Below are 14,655 nucleotides of genomic sequence, written 5' to 3' on the forward strand. Positions count from 1 at the left end.
GACCGTTCTCGTCGGCTGCGGCATGGTCGGACCACGATCCCGGTCGCGCGAAGCGCGTTTACGACCACGGTCGCGCGAAGCGCGTTTACGACCGCGGTCGCGCGAAGCGCGTTTACGACCACGGTCCCGCGCACGCGCATCGACGACGGGCGCCGATCGCTCCGTCGGGGACGCCGCGGTCGGAGCGACGGCTACGCCGCGGTCGGAGCCACGGCCTTGGTCAGAGCCTGGGCCTTGGTCGGAGCCGACGCCTCACCCGGACCCGCCGCCTCGGTCGCGTTGAGCGTGCTTCCGACCTCGGCCTTCCGCATCCGCGCCGATCAGTGCTGCCGCTCGTCCACGCTGAGAGACGCCGTGTTCGCCTGCGGCTAGCCGGGGACTCGCGGCGGGATGGGCGGCGCGTTGCGGGATGGGCGGACTCCAGGGTTGGGCTCACGGGTGGGGTTGACTAGGGCTAGGGCTTCCTCGCGGGAGAGGGCCAGGCCGCGGGCTGTTGCGGCTTTGAAAGGGCTGGGGCCCAGGGCGGTGCGCAAGGCTTCGCGGCGGGTGGTCCAGTCGGTGTTGGAGGCGTCGCGGGTGCCGGCCAGCAGTTGGGCGGCGGCCAGGATCTCGGCGGCTTGGGTCAGGTTGCCCGTGGCTGCGGCCAGGCCGGATACGGCTACCGCTACCTTGCCTACGACAGGCATGTCGCGGGCGCTCAAGGCCAGGGCCATGGCCTCTTGAAGGCGGGTTCGGGCCTGGGCGAGGTCGTTGCGGGCCAGGTCTATCTCGGCTCGGGCGGTGACGACTATCGCTCTGTACTGCGGGGCTACCAGCGGGGCCTCCTGCAGCAGCCGCCACGACTCCTGGTAGAGGCGCTCGGCCTCGGGCAGGTCGCCGTCGGCTCGGGCCAGGTGGCCCAGCTCGAGCATGGCGTGGGAGACGTCTCGGCCGGTCTGGGTGACGTCCTCGACGAATGCGCGGAGCATCGCGCGGGCGGCGTGTGGGCCCTCGGTGTGGCGGCGTAGGGCGGCTCGGCTGACCAGGAGGTAGGCCTCGCTGGAGCGGATGCCGAGGTCGTGGTGGAGCGCGATCGACTCTTCGAAGGAGGCTACGGCGGCGGGGAAGTCGCCGCGGCGGGCCTGGGCGTCGGCCAGGGAGGCCAGGGTCATGGCCAGGCCCCAGCGTTCGCCGATGGCGCGGAACGCTTCGACGGCGGCGGTGAGCTCGCGGTGCATGCCGTCGATGTCGCCGTCGTTCTCGCGCAGGTGGCCCAGGACCGAGTGCAGCATCCCGCGCGTCCACGGGTCGACGCGGCCGGCCAGGCGGGCTCGGACCAGCTCGGTGCCGCGCTCGGTGTCGTCGCGGAACAGGGAGACGACCGGCTCGACGAGCTCGACGAACGGGTGGCCGCCCGGTGGTGCGGCGGCGGCCTGGGCGATCAGGTCGTCGAGCCGGGCGGGGTCGAACTGGAAGTCGCCCGCGAACCCGCTGTTGACCAGGTGCATGGAGCTCACCACGACCCGCAGGTCGGGCGGGACCGCGGCCGGGTGGCGCTCGCCGGCGGCCAGGATCCGGCCCAGCCACAGGGCCGACTCGGCGTGGTTGTCGGCGAATGTCCAGAACCAGCCGCTGGCCGCCCCGAGCCGGAACGCGCGCTCGACGTCGCCGCTGTCGCAGAGGTAGCCGACCGCGGCGTGCACGTTGTCCTGGTCGGGGCGCACCCGGGCCAGCCACTCCAGCTGGGTTTCGGTGCGCAGATGGGGTTCGGCCTCCTCCATGAGGGCCAGGAAGTAGGCCGCGTGGGCCGACCGCACGTCTCCGGCCGCGCCCCGCCGCCCGAGCTCCGCCAGCGCGAACTCCCGGATCGTCTCCAGCATCCGGAACCGCACCGGGCCGACGGGGCCGGGCCCGACCGGGAGCAGCGGCCGGCCGGCAGACGTGCGAAGCGCCCCGGCATCGACGGCACCGGGCGCGGCCGGCTGCGGCGAACGGCCGGCCGGTGAGTGGTGCGCCTCGACGGCGCCGGGGGCGGCCGGCTGCGGCGAACGGCCGGTCGGCCGGTGGTGCGTCTCGTCGGCGCCGGGCGCGCCGGGTGCTATCTGGAGCAGCGAGCGGTCGACAAGGGTGTGGAGGAGCTCCTCCACGGCTGACTCGGGTGCGTGGGCGATGGCCGCGGCGGCGGCTGCGTCGAAGGTGCCCGGGAACACCGCGAGGGACTCGGCCAGGGCGCGCTCGTCGTCGCTGAGGAGGTCCCAGCTCCAGGCGACCACCGCGTGCAGGGTCTGGTGCCGGGGCAGCGCGGTGCGGTTGCCGCCGGTGAGGAGGCGGAAGCGGTCGCCGAGGCGGGCCGCGAGCTGCTCCGGGGTGAAGGAGCGCAGCCGGGCCGCGGCCAGCTCGATGGCCAGCGGCAGGCCGTCGAGCCGGCGGCAGATCTCGGCCACCGCGGCCACGTTGGCGGCCGTCACCGTCCATCCGGGCCGCACCGCCGCGGCCCGGTCGCGCAGCAGCCGCACCGACGGTGCCCGCAGTGCGGTGTCGAGCGCGGGCTGCGGCGGCGGCAACGGCAGCGGGCCGACCGGGAACAGGGTCTCGCCGAGGATGCCGAGCGGCTCGCGGCTGGTGGCGAGGATGCGCAGTTTCGGGCAGCGGCCGAGCAGCTCCTCGCTCAGGCCGGCGGCGGCGCCTATCACGTGCTCGCAGTTGTCCAGGACCAGGAGTACTTCGAGCGGCGCCAGCGACTCCGCGAGCTGCTCGGTCGGCTCGGCCCGGCGCGGGCGGCGGCCGGAATCGGAGGGGATCAGGCCGCCGGCGCTCAGCGCCCGCAGTATCACCGCCGGCACTTCTTCGGCCTCCGTGACCGGCGCCAGCTCCACCAGCCAGGCGCCGTCCGGCAGCGGCCGGGCCAGGCCCGCGGCGACCGTCGCGGCCAGCCGGGTCTTGCCCGCGCCGCCCGGCCCGACAAGCGTGACCAGGCGGCGGTCGGCGACCTGGGCGGCCAGCCGCTCCACGTCGTCCTCGCGCCCGACGAAGCTGGTCAGCGCGGCCCGCAGGTTGCCGCCGCGCGCCGGGTGCGCCTCGGCCCGGAGCACGGCCACGTGGGCGTCGCGCAGCTCGGGTGACGGGTCGGCGCCGAGCTGGTCGGCCAGGCGGGCCCGGGCGGACTCGAACGCGGCGAGGGCCTCGGCCCGGCGGCCGTCGGCGTGCAGGGCGCGGATCAGCAGGGCGGCGAGGCGCTCGCGCAGCGGGTGGGCGGCGATCAGCTCCTGGAGCTCGGCGATGGCGCCCGCGCGGGTGTCGGGGTCGTCGACCGTCGCCTCGATGAGGTCCTCGGCCGCGGTGAGGCGCAGCTCCGCCCAGCGGGCCCCGAGCGCGTCGGCCTCGTCGCCGCCGAGGTCGGGCAGGGCCGGGCCGCGCCACAGATCCAGCGCTGCGCGCAGGAGGCGGGCGGCCGACCCGCGGTCGTCGGCCCGCAGTGCGCGGCGCCCGTCCGCGGCCAGGCGCTCGAACCGGATGGCGTCGACGGCTGCCGGATCGACCTTCAGCGAGTACCCCCCGAATCCGGATTCTAGAAAACCGGCAACGCCGAGGGCTTTGCGCAGCCGGGAGACGACCGACTGCACCGCGTTGGCTGGATCGGCCGGGACCGGGCCGTCCGGCCACAGCGCCGCGACGAGCTGATCGACGCTCACGAACCGCCCCGGCTCCACCGCCAGCCGGGCCAGCAGTGTGCGCAGCCGGGCGCCGCCGACCTCGACCGGTCGGCCGCCGATCTCCACCGCGAGCGGTCCGAGCACCCCGACCTGCATGTCCCCACTCTGCCATCGGGGTGCGACAAAAAACCGCCCCGCCGACCGGTGACCGGTGGCGGGGCGGCTCGGATCGGGTCATCAGTAGATGCTGACCCCGTACGCGCTGAGGGGCTCGGTGACCGGCTGGAAGTAGGTCACGCCGCCGCTGCTGCAGTTGCCGCTGCCGCCCGACGTGAGGCCGATCGCCTTGGTGCCGTCGAACAGGGAGCCGCCGCTGTCGCCCGGCTCGGCGCAGACCGTGGTGCGGATGAGGCCGGAGACCGAGCCCTGCGAGTACGTGACAGTCGCGTTGAGCTGCGTCACGGAGCCGCTGCGCACGCCCGTGGTGCTGCCGCTGCGGCGGACCGCCTCGCCGACGAACGCGTTCGCGGCGGTGGTGATCTCCTGGTAGGAGCTGCCGCCGAGGGAGACGTTGCCGGCGTGGGTGACGCCCGCTGCGTACTTGACGATGCCGTAGTCGTTGCCCGGGAAGCTGGTGCCGGCGCGGGTGCCGAGGACGGAGCCGCTGCTGGTGGTCCAGGTCGCGCCGATGTTGGTGCAGTGCCCGGCGGTCAGGAAGTAGTAGGTGCTGCCGCTCACCACGTTGAAGCCGAGCGAGCAGCGCGAACCGCCGGCGTAGATGGCCTGGCCGCCCGAGATCGTCAGGGTCAGCGGGGCGCCGAGGCGCTCGATGCGCGCGCCGCTGCCGAGGCTCGCCACCAGCGACTCGATGGTCTTGACCTGGTCGGCCGAGACGGTCGGGTCGATCGAGTACACGACCTGGTTGGAGACCGGGTCGACGGCGTATGCGGTGCCGGGGATCGACGCCTTGGCCGCCAGCGTCGAGGTGATCCGCGCCAGCTCGGCCCCGCTGTGCTCGACCTTGCGCGCCACCAGGCCACTGGCCTCGACGGTCGCCGCGGTGGACGCGTCGGTGACGTTGACGACCATCTTGCCGGTGGCCGTGTCGTAGTATGCGCCGGCCGCCCGGGTGCCGAGCTGCGCGACGAGTGCGTCGGACGTCTTCGCGGCGAGCGCCGTCGCGTCCGGGGCCGCGAGAGCCGAGGACGGCGTTACCACGGCACCGGCGGCCAGACCGGCGACGATCGCCGCGATCAGCCGGGATGAGGACTTGGTGGGTCCCACGTGAGCCTCCCAATATCGGAGCCGATAAATATCGGCCGCGACCGATGCTTCCATCGGAAAGGAATCTCACACAAGATTCACCGGCAATTTGCCTCATAGCACTCGAGTCATACCGTTGCGCCGACGACCCCCTCGAGCAGAAACGCACTGACCGGCCAGTAGTCCTGCGGCTGCACGTTGTCATCGATCGGCACCGCCACCGAGACGCGCCCCTCGGCCTCACCGATGAACAGCGCCGGGTCGTTGCTGTCGGCGAACGAGACCACGTCGAGCCCGGCCGCCGCGGCCGCACCGGCGAAGCCGTGGTCGGCGACGACGAGGTCCGGCATCGCCTCGCCGTCCTGCTCGAGCTCAGCCAGCATCGCCCGCATGCCGTCCGGCGAGTGGGTGTGCCAGAGCGCGATGACGCCCTGCGCGCCCACCGCAACGCCGCCGATGTACCGCACCGCCAGCGGGAACTCGCGCCCGTCATACTTGCCCGGCCGCGCGAACGGCGTGCCCGCGGCCGGCTGGAGCAGCGTGCAGCCGGCCGCCTTCAGCGCCGCCGCCACCGCCATGTGCACCTCGATGATCCCGGCCGGGTGCCCGCTCGCCACGATCACCCGCTCCTTGCGCTGCGCGGCCAGGCGCAGGCGGTCCCGCATGCGCTCCAGCGCCCGGATCGTCTTGTGCGGGTCGATGACGTCGGTCCCGGTGGCCCGCCCGGGATCGGGGTCGATGCCGACGCGCTCCGCCATGACGGCCAGCACCTCGGCGTGCGTCCACGTCTTGAGCGGGGGCAGGCCGAAGAGGTACCCGTCGCGGCCCTCGGCGAAGGAGGCCGCGTTGCTGTAGTTGGAGTCGCGGGTGGTCTCGACATCGCCGGCGAGCAGGGATTCACGAAGGTGATTCACAAGCGGGTGCATGGCCCCAATGGTAGGGACCGGTCGTTACACCGCCGAGCGATCCGGCTTAAGGTCACATCATGGCCGAGATCTACCTCGAGGTGGGCAAGAAGAAGGTCTTTGCCGGGAGCGTCGAGTGGCCCGGCTGGGGACGGTTCGGCAAGAGCGAGGAGGCCGCGATCGAGGCGCTCACCGCCTACGGCCCGCGGTACGCCCCGATCGCCACCGCCGCCGGCTTCAAGTTTCCGGCCACGCCGCGCCTGAGCGTGGCCGAGCGCGTGCCCGGCAGCGCGACCACCGAGTTCGGCGCGCCCGACGGCCGGCCCCAGTCGGACGCGCAGCCGGTCACCGCGGCCGTGGCGGCTCGTCACACCAAGTTACTGCAGGCGGCGTGGGCGGCGTTCGACGCGTACGCCGGGACCGCCCCCGAGGAGCTGCGCAAGGGCCCGCGCGGGGGCGGCCGGGACCGGGACAAGATGATCGGTCACGTTCTGGAGTCGGAGGCCGCCTACCTGCGCAAGATCGGCGTCAAGCGGCGGCCGCCGGCCCTCGGCGACGGGGCGGCGATCGACGAGCTGCGGGCCGCGGCGATCGAGACGCTGGGCCGGCCGAGCGACGGCGGTCCGCTTACCGAGAACGGCTGGACGGCCCGCTACGCCGCCCGCCGCTTCGTCTGGCACGTCCTCGATCACCTCTGGGAGATGCAGGACCGCTCAGACGTGGAAGCTGCGCAGTAACTCGGCCTCCGCGTCGACAGCGCGGCGGACCCGAGCCGGCAGCGTCTCGAAGGACTCCCATTGAAGACCTTCGCGTTTGTACTGCCACGTGCCGGCGACCTGGCCGTCGACGAGGAACGTCCCGATCGACTGGGGCATTCGCACGTGAAAGACGCGGCTACGGTACTGCTCCGGCAGGATCAAGGTCCGGCGGGCGTGCACGAGCAGTGTGGCGTCGTAGGTCGGCAGGAACCGCACCGGCGCCGGCGTCTCGGGGTCGGGGCGCGGCGCATCCGGAAGATCGACGAGCTCCCGGCCCCGGGTGTCACGGAACGTCACGAGCTCCAGGCCGGCTAGCGCCTGCTGCACCACGGCGACAGGCAGGCCGGCCCAGTCCGCGATGGCTGAGCGGTGCGCGGGGCCGAACGCGGCGAGGTACCGGCGGATCAGGTGCTCACGCGCCTGCCGGACCGCCGTTTGCGGCTCGCCCGGCCCCGCCGTCGCCGGCTCGCGCGGGTCCGGTGCCGGGGGCTCGCCGAGCCAGTCCTCGGCGAGCCCGTACACGTCGGCCCGGCGCCGCTCCCACGTGCCCGCCGGCGGGACGCGGACCAGGTCCAGGTGGAGGTGCAGGCGTCCGCGGATCTCCGGGCCGAGCTCAGTCCGGCGCACCGGGCCGGCGCGCAGCTGCTCGATCGCCTGCTCGAGGTGTTTCGTCAATGCGGGGTCCAGGACCGGACGAAAATCCCGGATCGCGATCGACATGGGCCAGTAGTCGGCGCGGGACACCAGGTGGATGGTGGAGCGCAGCAGTGTCGCCTGGACGACCTCGCGCCGCTCCAGCAGCCTGGTGAGCGTGTCCCGTTCGAAGCCGGCGACGCGGGTCCAGAGGCCGATGTACATCGACGGTGCGTACTGCGCCTGGAGGCCGCCCATGGCTTCCAGTACCTCCGGCACGGGCCGGTCCACTCGCTCGAGCAGCATCTGACGGGCGAGGAGCGCCCGGTTGAGGGCGCGGGCGGAGAGTGCGGGCCTGCCGCTTGCGTCAGTCATGGCGCTTGCATCATGCCGCTTACGCCGGCCGCGCGGCTTGCTCGTGGTGGTTGGGTGAGTTGTGCGCTCGGGTCAGGTGCGCGCTTGGGTCAGCTGCACGCTTGGGTCGGTCGGGCGCTTCGGGTCATGCGGCCTTCTTGAGTTCGGCCAGCACCGAGTCGTAGGTCACGCCGCGCTCCCGGAGCAGCCGCGGACCGGTGCTGCGCTCCTCCTTCAGCACTCCCAGCAGCAGGTGCTGGGTGCCGATATACTTGTCGTGGAGCATGATCGCTACCCGCAGCGACAGCTCGAGCGCCTTCTTGCCGCCGTTGTTCAGCCGGGTCGGCAGCTTGGAGCGGCGGAACAGGAACCCGCCGCGCTCGGCCGGCTCGGCTCGCTCCAGCGCGCCGGGCCCGAAGGTCTGCTCGACGCTCGCCCGCACGGCGTCGATGTCGATGCCGATCGAGCGCAGGGCGGCCGCGTCGTCACCGGCGGCCACGGCCGCGCGGTACTCGTCGTACCGGACGCCCGCACGCTCCAGCAGCGCGCCGTCGGTGCGCAGGATCGCCAGGATCAGGTGCTCGGTGCCGAACTGGGTGTGGCCGAGCTCCTCGGCCTCGGTCTTGGCCACCTGCACCACGGTGCGGGCCGCCTTCGTGAATCGCTCGAACATCCGCCTACTCCTCCCCCGCCGCCGGCACTGCCCGCCCGGCGTGCTTCTTGTGGACCGCCTGCCGCGACACGTCGAGCGCGTCCGCGATCTCCTGCCACGACCAGCCATGCCGGCGGGCGTTGTCAACCTGCAGCGTCTCCAGTGCATCAGCCAGACGCCGCAGCGCCACCGCCGCCCGCAGCCCGATCCGAGGGTCAGCGCTGGCCGCCGCGGTAGCGAGGTCGTTTGCCTCCGTCATACGTCAACCTTAGTTGACACTCCCCGTTCCGTCAACCCAAGTTGACACCTTCCGGAGAATGGGCCGCGGGCTCTACGCTGCGGGTTGTGGAACTTCCCGTGATTGATATCGCCGGGCTGGTGCGGCACGGCGAGGACAGCCGGGCCGCGGCCGAGATTGCCGGCGCCTGCCGGGCCAGCGGATTTTTCTACGTTGCCGGGCATGGTGTCGATGCCGGGTTGATCGCGCGGCTCGACTCGGCCGCCCGGGAGTTCTTCGCGCTGCCGGAAGACGTCAAGGCCGAGATTGCGATGCACCGGGGCGGGCGGGCCTGGCGGGGATTCTTTCCGGTCGGCGGGGAACTGACCTCCGGAGTGCCGGACCGCAAGGAAGGGCTCTATTTCGGCACGGAGCTCGGGCCCGACAGCCCGCAGGTGCGGGCGCGGCTGCCGTTGCACGGGGCCAATCTCTTCCCGCGGCAGGTGCCCGGGCTCCGGGAGGCGGTGCTCGAGTACATCGAGGTGCTCACCCGGACCGCACAGGCGGTGCTGCGGGGAGTTGCCGGGAGTCTCGGGCTCGACGCGAACTACTTTGCGGACGGGTACACCCGAAATCCGACTGTGCTCTTCCGGATTTTTCACTATCCACCGAGTCCGCCCCAGGCCACCGACTGGGGCGTGGGTGAGCACACCGACTACGGGCTGCTGACGCTGCTGCTGCAGGACGACAACGGCGGACTGCAGGTCAAGCAGGACGGCGGGTGGGTCGACGCGCCGCCCATCGACGGAACGTTCGTGTGCAACATCGGGGACATGCTCGATCGGCTCACCGGCGGGTGGTATCGCTCCACACCCCACCGGGTGCGCAACACGAGCGGCAACGAGCGGCTCTCGTTTCCGTTCTTCTTCGACCCGGACTTCGCGGCCGAGGTGCCGCCACTGCCCGGACGGGCGGAGCGGGCGCAGAGCGGGCCGGCGCAGCGGTGGGACGGGCAGGATCTGCGGGCATTCACCGGCACGTACGGGGATTATCTCGTGGCAAAGGTGGGCAAGGTGTTCCCTGAGCTGATCGCGGACGTCAACGAGGACGCCTGAGCACCGTTACCCCCGCAGGGTGTGGCCGGTTAAGCCCGGTGAGCGGGCCATGCGCGCATGGCACGTTCACGGGATCAAACCTGTTCGCGGTGTTCGTAGCGTATGAGTCACAGGGCACCGCGCAACGGAGGCGATGACGATGACCACCCCCACCCCGACTACGACCCGCAAACTGACCCGTCTCGACAGCGAGCAGGGCATGCTGGTTTTCCTGGCGGCCTTCGTGAGCCTGATCGTGATCGCGGTGATCGCCGTCGGCGGCTGAACCAGGCCGCCGGCGGTGATCGCCGGTCAGCCTCGTAAGGAGTCGACGAGCGCGTGCTGCAACTCGAAGAAGCTCCGACCGAGGAGACCAGCTCCTTCCAGCGAATGAAGCGGCGGCGCAGCGATCCGCGCTGGGCGCGGTCGCTGATGGTGATCGGCGCGATCATGATGATGCTGGCCGGGAGCACGTACGTCGCCAAGGATCTGTTCGTCGGTTACCTCACCGGCAACGTTCAGCAGGACGATCTCATCGTCCCCGCGGCCGAGCAGCAGGGCCGCCACGTCACCATCAGCGGTGCCAAGACCCTCTTGCTGGTCGGCACCGACACCCGGCCCGACCAGAGCCCCACCGAGGCGGTCCGGTCCGACTCGATCATCATCGTGCACATCCCGGCCGACCATCACTCGGCGTATCTGATCTCGATCCCCCGCGACACGTGGGTGCGGATCCCGCCGTTCAGTAACGGAGAGTCGCGGTACTTCGGCGGTCACGACAAGATCAATGCGGCGTTCGCGGTCGGCGGGCTGAAGCTCACCGGGCGTGAGCAGCGGCGGTACGGGATGACGCTGCTCGCCGACACGCTCAAGGAGAACTGGGGCCTGAGCTTCGACGCGGCGGCGATCGTCGACTTCGCCGGGTTCACGAAGGTCGTCGAGGTGCTGGGCGGGGTCGACATGTACGTCGATCAGGAGACGCGGTCGGTGCACATCGGGCACAACGCCAAGGGCGAGACAAAGGTCCCCTACATCCAGCGGTTCAACGCCTCCGGCGGCACCGATCTGATCCCGATCGCCGGCGTCACCCCGCAGACGTACCACGTCGGCTTCCAGCATCTCGAGCCCTGGCAGGCCCTCGACTACGTGCGCCAGCGCGACACGCTGCCCAACAGCGACTACGACAGGCAGCGCCACCAGCAGCAGTTCATCAAGGCGCTGTTCCGCGGGATCGCGAGCCGGGACGTGCTCACCGATCCGTCGAAGTTGAAGAAAATCCTCGACGTCGTCGGACAGTCGATGACAATCGACTCCGGCGGCATCGCGCTGCAAGACTGGATCTTCGCGATGAAGGGCATCGGCGGCGACAACCTGCTGACCGTCAAGACCAACCACGGCACGTTCCACGAGTCGGCGGAGCAGCCGGGGGCCGAGGCGCTCGACGAGAGCAGCCTGGAGCTGCTGGAGGCGGTGAAGAGCGACACGGTGGAGTCGTTCGTGACCGCCCACACGGATCTGGTCAGCGGATCCTAGGAAGAGCCGGCAGCACACCCGGGCCGCGGTGACGAGCCGGCCCCGGCGGGCCGGCCCTGGTCCTGCGCCCGCAGATGCTCGAGCACCGTCTCGGTCACGTCGCCCAGCACCCGGATCTGCTCCTCGGTCAGCAGGTCGATGAAGTGCGCGCGCACCGCGGCCACGTGCCCGGGCGCCGCCGCCTCCAGCGTCGCCATCCCCTCGTCGGTCAGCACGATGAACGCGCCCCGCCCGTCGGAGTCGCACTCCTTGCGGGAAACCAGGCCCCGCTGCTGCATGCGGGTCACGTGGTGCGAGAGCCGGCTCTTCGACCACAGCATCCGATCGGCCATCTCACTGAGCCGGATCTGCCGCTCGGGAGCGTCGGACAGGCTGGTCAGGACGTCGTAGTCGGGCTCCGACAGCCCCTGGTTGCCGGCCAGCTCGCGAGAGATCTGCAGATCGAGAAGGGCCTTCATCCGCCGGTACCCGATCCACGCACGAAATTCCCGCTCGGAGAGCCATCGAGGTCGTGCCGCAGTGTCAGCCACGTCTCAAGGGTAGTCGTTGACGTGTCACCAATCCAGTGTCACGATGATGACATGTCAACCACTGAGCAGTCCCACGAGGCGCAGCGCCCGCGCCTCGAGGTCATCGTGGCCAGCACCCGGCCGGGTCGGGTCGGCGGGCTCATCGCCGACTGGTTCGTCGCCGAGGCCCGGGCGCACACCGGCTTCGACGTGCACGTCAGCGACCTGGCGGAGATCAACCTGCCGTTGCTCGACGAGCCGCACCACCCCGCGCTGCGCAACTACACCAAGCCGCACACCCGGGAGTGGAGCGCCACGATCGACGCCGCCGACGCCGTGGTGTTCGTGACGCCGGAGTACAACCACAGCTTCACCGCACCGCTCAAGAACGCCATCGACTTCCTGGTGCACGAGTGGCGCGACAAGCCGGCCGCGTTCGTCAGCTACGGCGGCCAGTCGTCGGGTCTGCGCGCCGTCACCGCGCTGCGGCCGGTGGTGAGCATGCTCGGCATGATGGCGATCAACGCCCAGGTCGCGATCCCCACCCGCCAGCACGTCACCGCGGAGCGCACGTTCCACAGCGACCCGGCCCTCGACGCGGCGGCCAAGGCCGTCCTGGACGAGCTGGCCCGCCTGTCGCCCGCCTTCAAGGCCCTCCGCGCCGCCAAGTAGCTGCACAATCCCCCGAAACCGCATCAACGCTCATTCAAAGCGCGCGAATACTCCGTCGGGCGAAAAATTCGATATGTCGAGGCGCGCCAGCGCCCGACATATCGGGGCCCGGGGCGCACACCGAGCGCGGGCCGAAGTGTCGTAAGCGGCTGAGGGGCACGACGCCCGGCGAGCGGTTGCTACGCGGCGCGAGTACAAAAGGATCCATGTCGAAGATCGTCGTCACCGGGGCCAACGGCAAAACTGGTCGAGTCGTAGTAGAGGACCTGCTGGCGCACGGGCACTCCGTGGTGGCCACCGACGCCGTCGGAGCGGCCGGGCATCTCAGCGTTCCCGGGCTCGGCACGCCGCTGCTCATCGCGGACCTCACCGACTACGGGCAGGCGTTCGAGGTGCTGCAGGGGGCCGAGGCCGTCGTGCACCTGGCGAATATTCCGGCGCCCGGGATGTACACGCCGGCGGTGACGTTCAACCGCAACTCGGCCATGAACGCCAACGTGTTCCTGGCCGCGCAGGCGGCCGGGCTGCGGCGGGTCGTCTGGTCGTCGAGCGAGACGACGCTCGGGCTGCCGTTCGACACGCCGCCGCGCTATGCGCCCGTCGACGAAGAGCACTTCCCGTTCCCGACAACCACCTATGCGCTGTCGAAGGTCGTCGGGGAGACGCTGGCGCGGGAGATCTCCGGGTGGAGCGGGGTCCCGTTCGTCGGGCTGCGGCTGTCCAACGTCCACGTGCCCGAGGACTACGCGGCCGTGCCCGGCTACTGGGCGGATGCGCACGCCCGCAAGTGGAACCTGTGGGGATACGTGGACGCCCGGGACGTCGCCGCGGCCTGCCGGCTCGCCCTCGATGCGCCTGTGGAGGGTGCGAGCTCGTACGTCATCGCGGCGGCCGACACCATCATGAACCGCAGCTCGGCCGAGCTCATGCGGGAGGTGTTCCCGGACGTGCCGCTCACGCGAGAGCTCGACGGGTTCGAGACCCTGCTGGCGATCGGCCGGGCACGGGAGGTCCTCGGATACGCGCCCGCGCACTCCTGGCGTGATCACGTGGACAGCTGATCGCGGGACAGGAGCTCCAGCAGTACCGCCAAAGCAGCCGGAGAGTCAAGCGCCGCACGGGCCAGCAGCGTGAGGTTGTGCTGTTCGCCCTCGGGGCCCTGCAGCACACCCGCGGCGGCCGGGTGGACGCGGCGCCAGCCACGGGCGGTGAGGGCCGCCTCGGCCACCACGACCACCGAGGGCGTCCCGTCGAGCTCCTCCGGCTCGGCGGGCGGCTCGGGCTGGGCCGGCCAGTTCGCCGCCACCAGCTCGTCGAGGCGGGTCAGCAGGACCTCGACGACCTCAGCCGGCCCGTCCGGCGGGCGGCGCAGGAGGGTGGCCACCTGGTCGGTGACGGCCCGGGCCTGCCGCTCCAGCCAGTCCGGGCCGGCGGGCAGGGCGGCGAACGTGACCCACTGGTCGCCCTCGCGGCGCAGGACGTGCCGGGCGAGCTCCCTTTCAAGATCTGGCGGCAGGGGTACCAGTGGCACGGCGTCGGCCACGCGCAGCGCGACGTGCGCGGGTGACAGCGACGCGATCGCCCCGGCCAGGCTGGGGTGGCGGGCCATCAGGGCGGTGCGCGTGTCGTCGTCGAGCGCGGCGACGACGGCCCCGGCCCGCACCGCCTCCCGCCAGCCGGCGTGGAGGTCCTGGACGGCCGCGTTGGTGCGCTGCCAGACCTGCTCCTCCACGTCGAAGGCGAGGTCGGCGAACTCGAACGCGGCCAGGTCGGCCTTGACCACCGCGCGGGCCGCCGTGTGCAGGCCGGAGGCGGAGCTGGCCGCCTGGTCGGCCTTGCGTTCGAGGGCCACGGCGAAGTCATGGGTGGCCCGGGCGATCGTCTCGGCCCGCGCGGACGGGGCGAGCGACAGCGGGTCGACGGCCTCCTCGTAGAGCGCGCGCAGCCGCACCACCAGGTGGGCCCGGCGGTGGTCGACGACGGCGAGCTCGTGCGCGACGAGCGCCCGCACCTCGTCCACCGTCAGGCACTGCAGCAGCGGCAGCCCCACCAGCAGCAGGCGGCGCCGGCGGCTGGCCCACGAGCGGATCGTGCCGAACCCGGTGAGCAGCACCGCGTCCGGGCCGGCCACGCCGACGCGGGCGGCCACCTCGGCGACGAGCGCCAGCAGCTCGGCCTGGGCGGCCGCGGGCACGCCCGGATACGACACATCTCCCGGTTGGCGGCCGCCGTAGCGCATCAGGAGCCACCGGGCCCGCCAAATACTGATATTGCCGGGCAATCCGCTTCTGGGTTCTTCCACGACGGCAACCGACACAGCGAAGCATCCTCACGACACGGCCCGGATGCGTCAACGCGGGCGGCCGACGCGCCCGGGGTGAAACCCGAAACTCACCCGGATTGCCGCCGATAAGGCGTGCAGTGACCCGGGGG

Annotated in this window: 14 protein-coding genes and 1 pseudogene; 6 read left to right on the forward strand and 9 right to left on the reverse strand. The window is 71.8% G+C overall.

Annotated features, from left to right (window positions below; translation table 11 throughout):
* Positions 1-368 precede the first annotated feature (368 nt).
* The 4 genes and pseudogenes from Dvina_RS45745 to Dvina_RS45755 form a co-directional block, all read right to left on the reverse strand.
* Complete coding sequence (locus Dvina_RS45745; protein WP_246655754.1) at positions 369-3,077, reverse strand: ATP-binding protein; 2,709 nt, start codon at positions 3,075-3,077, stop codon at positions 369-371.
* A gap of 48 nt (positions 3,078-3,125) precedes the next feature.
* A pseudogene (locus Dvina_RS55880) lies at positions 3,126-3,788 on the reverse strand (AfsR/SARP family transcriptional regulator); the annotation flags it as partial.
* Positions 3,789-3,869: 81 nt separating this feature from the next.
* On the reverse strand, positions 3,870-4,916 hold the full coding sequence (locus Dvina_RS45750) for a S1 family peptidase (RefSeq protein WP_246655756.1): 1,047 nt from the start codon (positions 4,914-4,916) through the stop codon (positions 3,870-3,872).
* Positions 4,917-5,023: 107 nt separating this feature from the next.
* Positions 5,024-5,821, reverse strand: a complete 798-nt coding sequence (locus tag Dvina_RS45755; RefSeq protein WP_223097617.1) for a phosphatase — start codon at positions 5,819-5,821, stop codon at positions 5,024-5,026.
* Positions 5,822-5,880: 59 nt separating this feature from the next.
* Between Dvina_RS45755 and Dvina_RS45760 the strand changes: the two genes are divergently transcribed.
* A complete protein-coding gene (locus Dvina_RS45760; protein WP_223097619.1) occupies positions 5,881-6,537 on the forward strand; it encodes a hypothetical protein in 657 nt (218 codons plus the stop codon).
* Here the strand turns inward: Dvina_RS45760 and Dvina_RS45765 are convergent.
* From Dvina_RS45765 to Dvina_RS45775, 3 genes are all read right to left on the reverse strand, one after another.
* Positions 6,514-7,566 carry a winged helix DNA-binding domain-containing protein gene (locus tag Dvina_RS45765; RefSeq protein WP_223097621.1) on the reverse strand — a complete coding sequence of 351 codons (1,053 nt, stop codon included), beginning with the start codon at positions 7,564-7,566 and terminating at the stop codon, positions 6,514-6,516. The genes Dvina_RS45760 and Dvina_RS45765 overlap by 24 nt on opposite strands.
* A gap of 124 nt (positions 7,567-7,690) precedes the next feature.
* Positions 7,691-8,218: a Clp protease N-terminal domain-containing protein gene (locus tag Dvina_RS45770; protein WP_223097623.1), complete on the reverse strand. Its 528-nt coding sequence runs from the start codon at positions 8,216-8,218 to the stop codon at positions 7,691-7,693.
* Positions 8,219-8,222: 4 nt separating this feature from the next.
* The gene (locus Dvina_RS45775; protein WP_223097625.1) at positions 8,223-8,456 is read right to left on the reverse strand and encodes an HTH domain-containing protein; all 234 of its coding nucleotides are present in this window, start codon (positions 8,454-8,456) and stop codon (positions 8,223-8,225) included.
* Between the two features lie 86 nt (positions 8,457-8,542).
* On the opposite strand from Dvina_RS45775, the gene Dvina_RS45780 reads away from it, so the two are divergent.
* The 3 genes from Dvina_RS45780 to Dvina_RS45785 all read left to right on the forward strand — a co-directional run bounded on the left by Dvina_RS45780 (position 8,543) and on the right by Dvina_RS45785 (position 11,041).
* The gene (locus Dvina_RS45780; RefSeq protein WP_246655757.1) at positions 8,543-9,529 is read left to right on the forward strand and encodes an isopenicillin N synthase family dioxygenase; all 987 of its coding nucleotides are present in this window, start codon (positions 8,543-8,545) and stop codon (positions 9,527-9,529) included.
* Positions 9,530-9,668: 139 nt separating this feature from the next.
* Positions 9,669-9,794, forward strand: coding sequence for a hypothetical protein (locus Dvina_RS55440; RefSeq protein WP_261960974.1), 126 nt, complete (start codon positions 9,669-9,671; stop codon positions 9,792-9,794).
* 53 nt (positions 9,795-9,847) lie between these two features.
* Complete coding sequence (locus tag Dvina_RS45785) at positions 9,848-11,041, forward strand: LCP family protein (protein ID WP_246655758.1); 1,194 nt, start codon at positions 9,848-9,850, stop codon at positions 11,039-11,041.
* Here Dvina_RS45785 and Dvina_RS45790 read toward each other — a convergent pair.
* Entirely contained in the window at positions 11,038-11,499 is a 462-nt protein-coding gene (locus Dvina_RS45790; RefSeq protein ID WP_223097637.1) for a MarR family winged helix-turn-helix transcriptional regulator, read from the reverse strand. The genes Dvina_RS45785 and Dvina_RS45790 overlap by 4 nt on opposite strands.
* Positions 11,500-11,622: 123 nt before the next feature.
* Here Dvina_RS45790 and Dvina_RS45795 point away from each other — a divergent pair, with 123 nt between their 5' ends.
* Both Dvina_RS45795 and Dvina_RS45800 read left to right on the forward strand, forming a co-directional pair.
* Positions 11,623-12,222, forward strand: coding sequence for an NADPH-dependent FMN reductase (locus Dvina_RS45795; RefSeq protein ID WP_223097638.1), 600 nt, complete (start codon positions 11,623-11,625; stop codon positions 12,220-12,222).
* 206 nt (positions 12,223-12,428) lie between these two features.
* On the forward strand, positions 12,429-13,283 hold the full coding sequence (locus Dvina_RS45800) for an NAD-dependent epimerase/dehydratase family protein (protein ID WP_223097639.1): 855 nt from the start codon (positions 12,429-12,431) through the stop codon (positions 13,281-13,283).
* On the opposite strand, the gene Dvina_RS45805 is transcribed toward Dvina_RS45800, so the two are convergent.
* Complete coding sequence (locus Dvina_RS45805; RefSeq protein ID WP_223097640.1) at positions 13,268-14,416, reverse strand: hypothetical protein; 1,149 nt, start codon at positions 14,414-14,416, stop codon at positions 13,268-13,270. The genes Dvina_RS45800 and Dvina_RS45805 overlap by 16 nt on opposite strands.
* Between the last annotated feature and the right edge of the window lie 239 nt (positions 14,417-14,655).

Origin of the sequence: Dactylosporangium vinaceum (genome assembly GCF_019904175.1) — a bacterium.
Classification (GTDB): Bacteria; Actinomycetota; Actinomycetes; order Mycobacteriales; family Micromonosporaceae; genus Dactylosporangium; species Dactylosporangium vinaceum.

What these genes read in the sequence shown, in the direction of transcription:
- Dvina_RS45755 (WP_223097617.1), bottom strand. Translation starts at nt 5,821, where the DNA reads ATGCACCCGCTTGTGAATCACCTTCGTGAATCCCTGCTCGCCGGCGAT.
- Dvina_RS45760 (WP_223097619.1), top strand. Translation starts at nt 5,881, where the DNA reads ATGGCCGAGATCTACCTCGAGGTGGGCAAGAAGAAGGTCTTTGCCGGG.
- Dvina_RS45765 (WP_223097621.1), bottom strand. Translation starts at nt 7,566, where the DNA reads ATGACTGACGCAAGCGGCAGGCCCGCACTCTCCGCCCGCGCCCTCAAC.
- Dvina_RS45770 (WP_223097623.1), bottom strand. Translation starts at nt 8,218, where the DNA reads ATGTTCGAGCGATTCACGAAGGCGGCCCGCACCGTGGTGCAGGTGGCC.
- Dvina_RS45775 (WP_223097625.1), bottom strand. Translation starts at nt 8,456, where the DNA reads ATGACGGAGGCAAACGACCTCGCTACCGCGGCGGCCAGCGCTGACCCT.
- Dvina_RS55440 (WP_261960974.1), top strand. Translation starts at nt 9,669, where the DNA reads ATGACCACCCCCACCCCGACTACGACCCGCAAACTGACCCGTCTCGAC.
- Dvina_RS45790 (WP_223097637.1), bottom strand. Translation starts at nt 11,499, where the DNA reads ATGAAGGCCCTTCTCGATCTGCAGATCTCTCGCGAGCTGGCCGGCAAC.
- Dvina_RS45795 (WP_223097638.1), top strand. Translation starts at nt 11,623, where the DNA reads ATGTCAACCACTGAGCAGTCCCACGAGGCGCAGCGCCCGCGCCTCGAG.
- Dvina_RS45800 (WP_223097639.1), top strand. Translation starts at nt 12,429, where the DNA reads ATGTCGAAGATCGTCGTCACCGGGGCCAACGGCAAAACTGGTCGAGTC.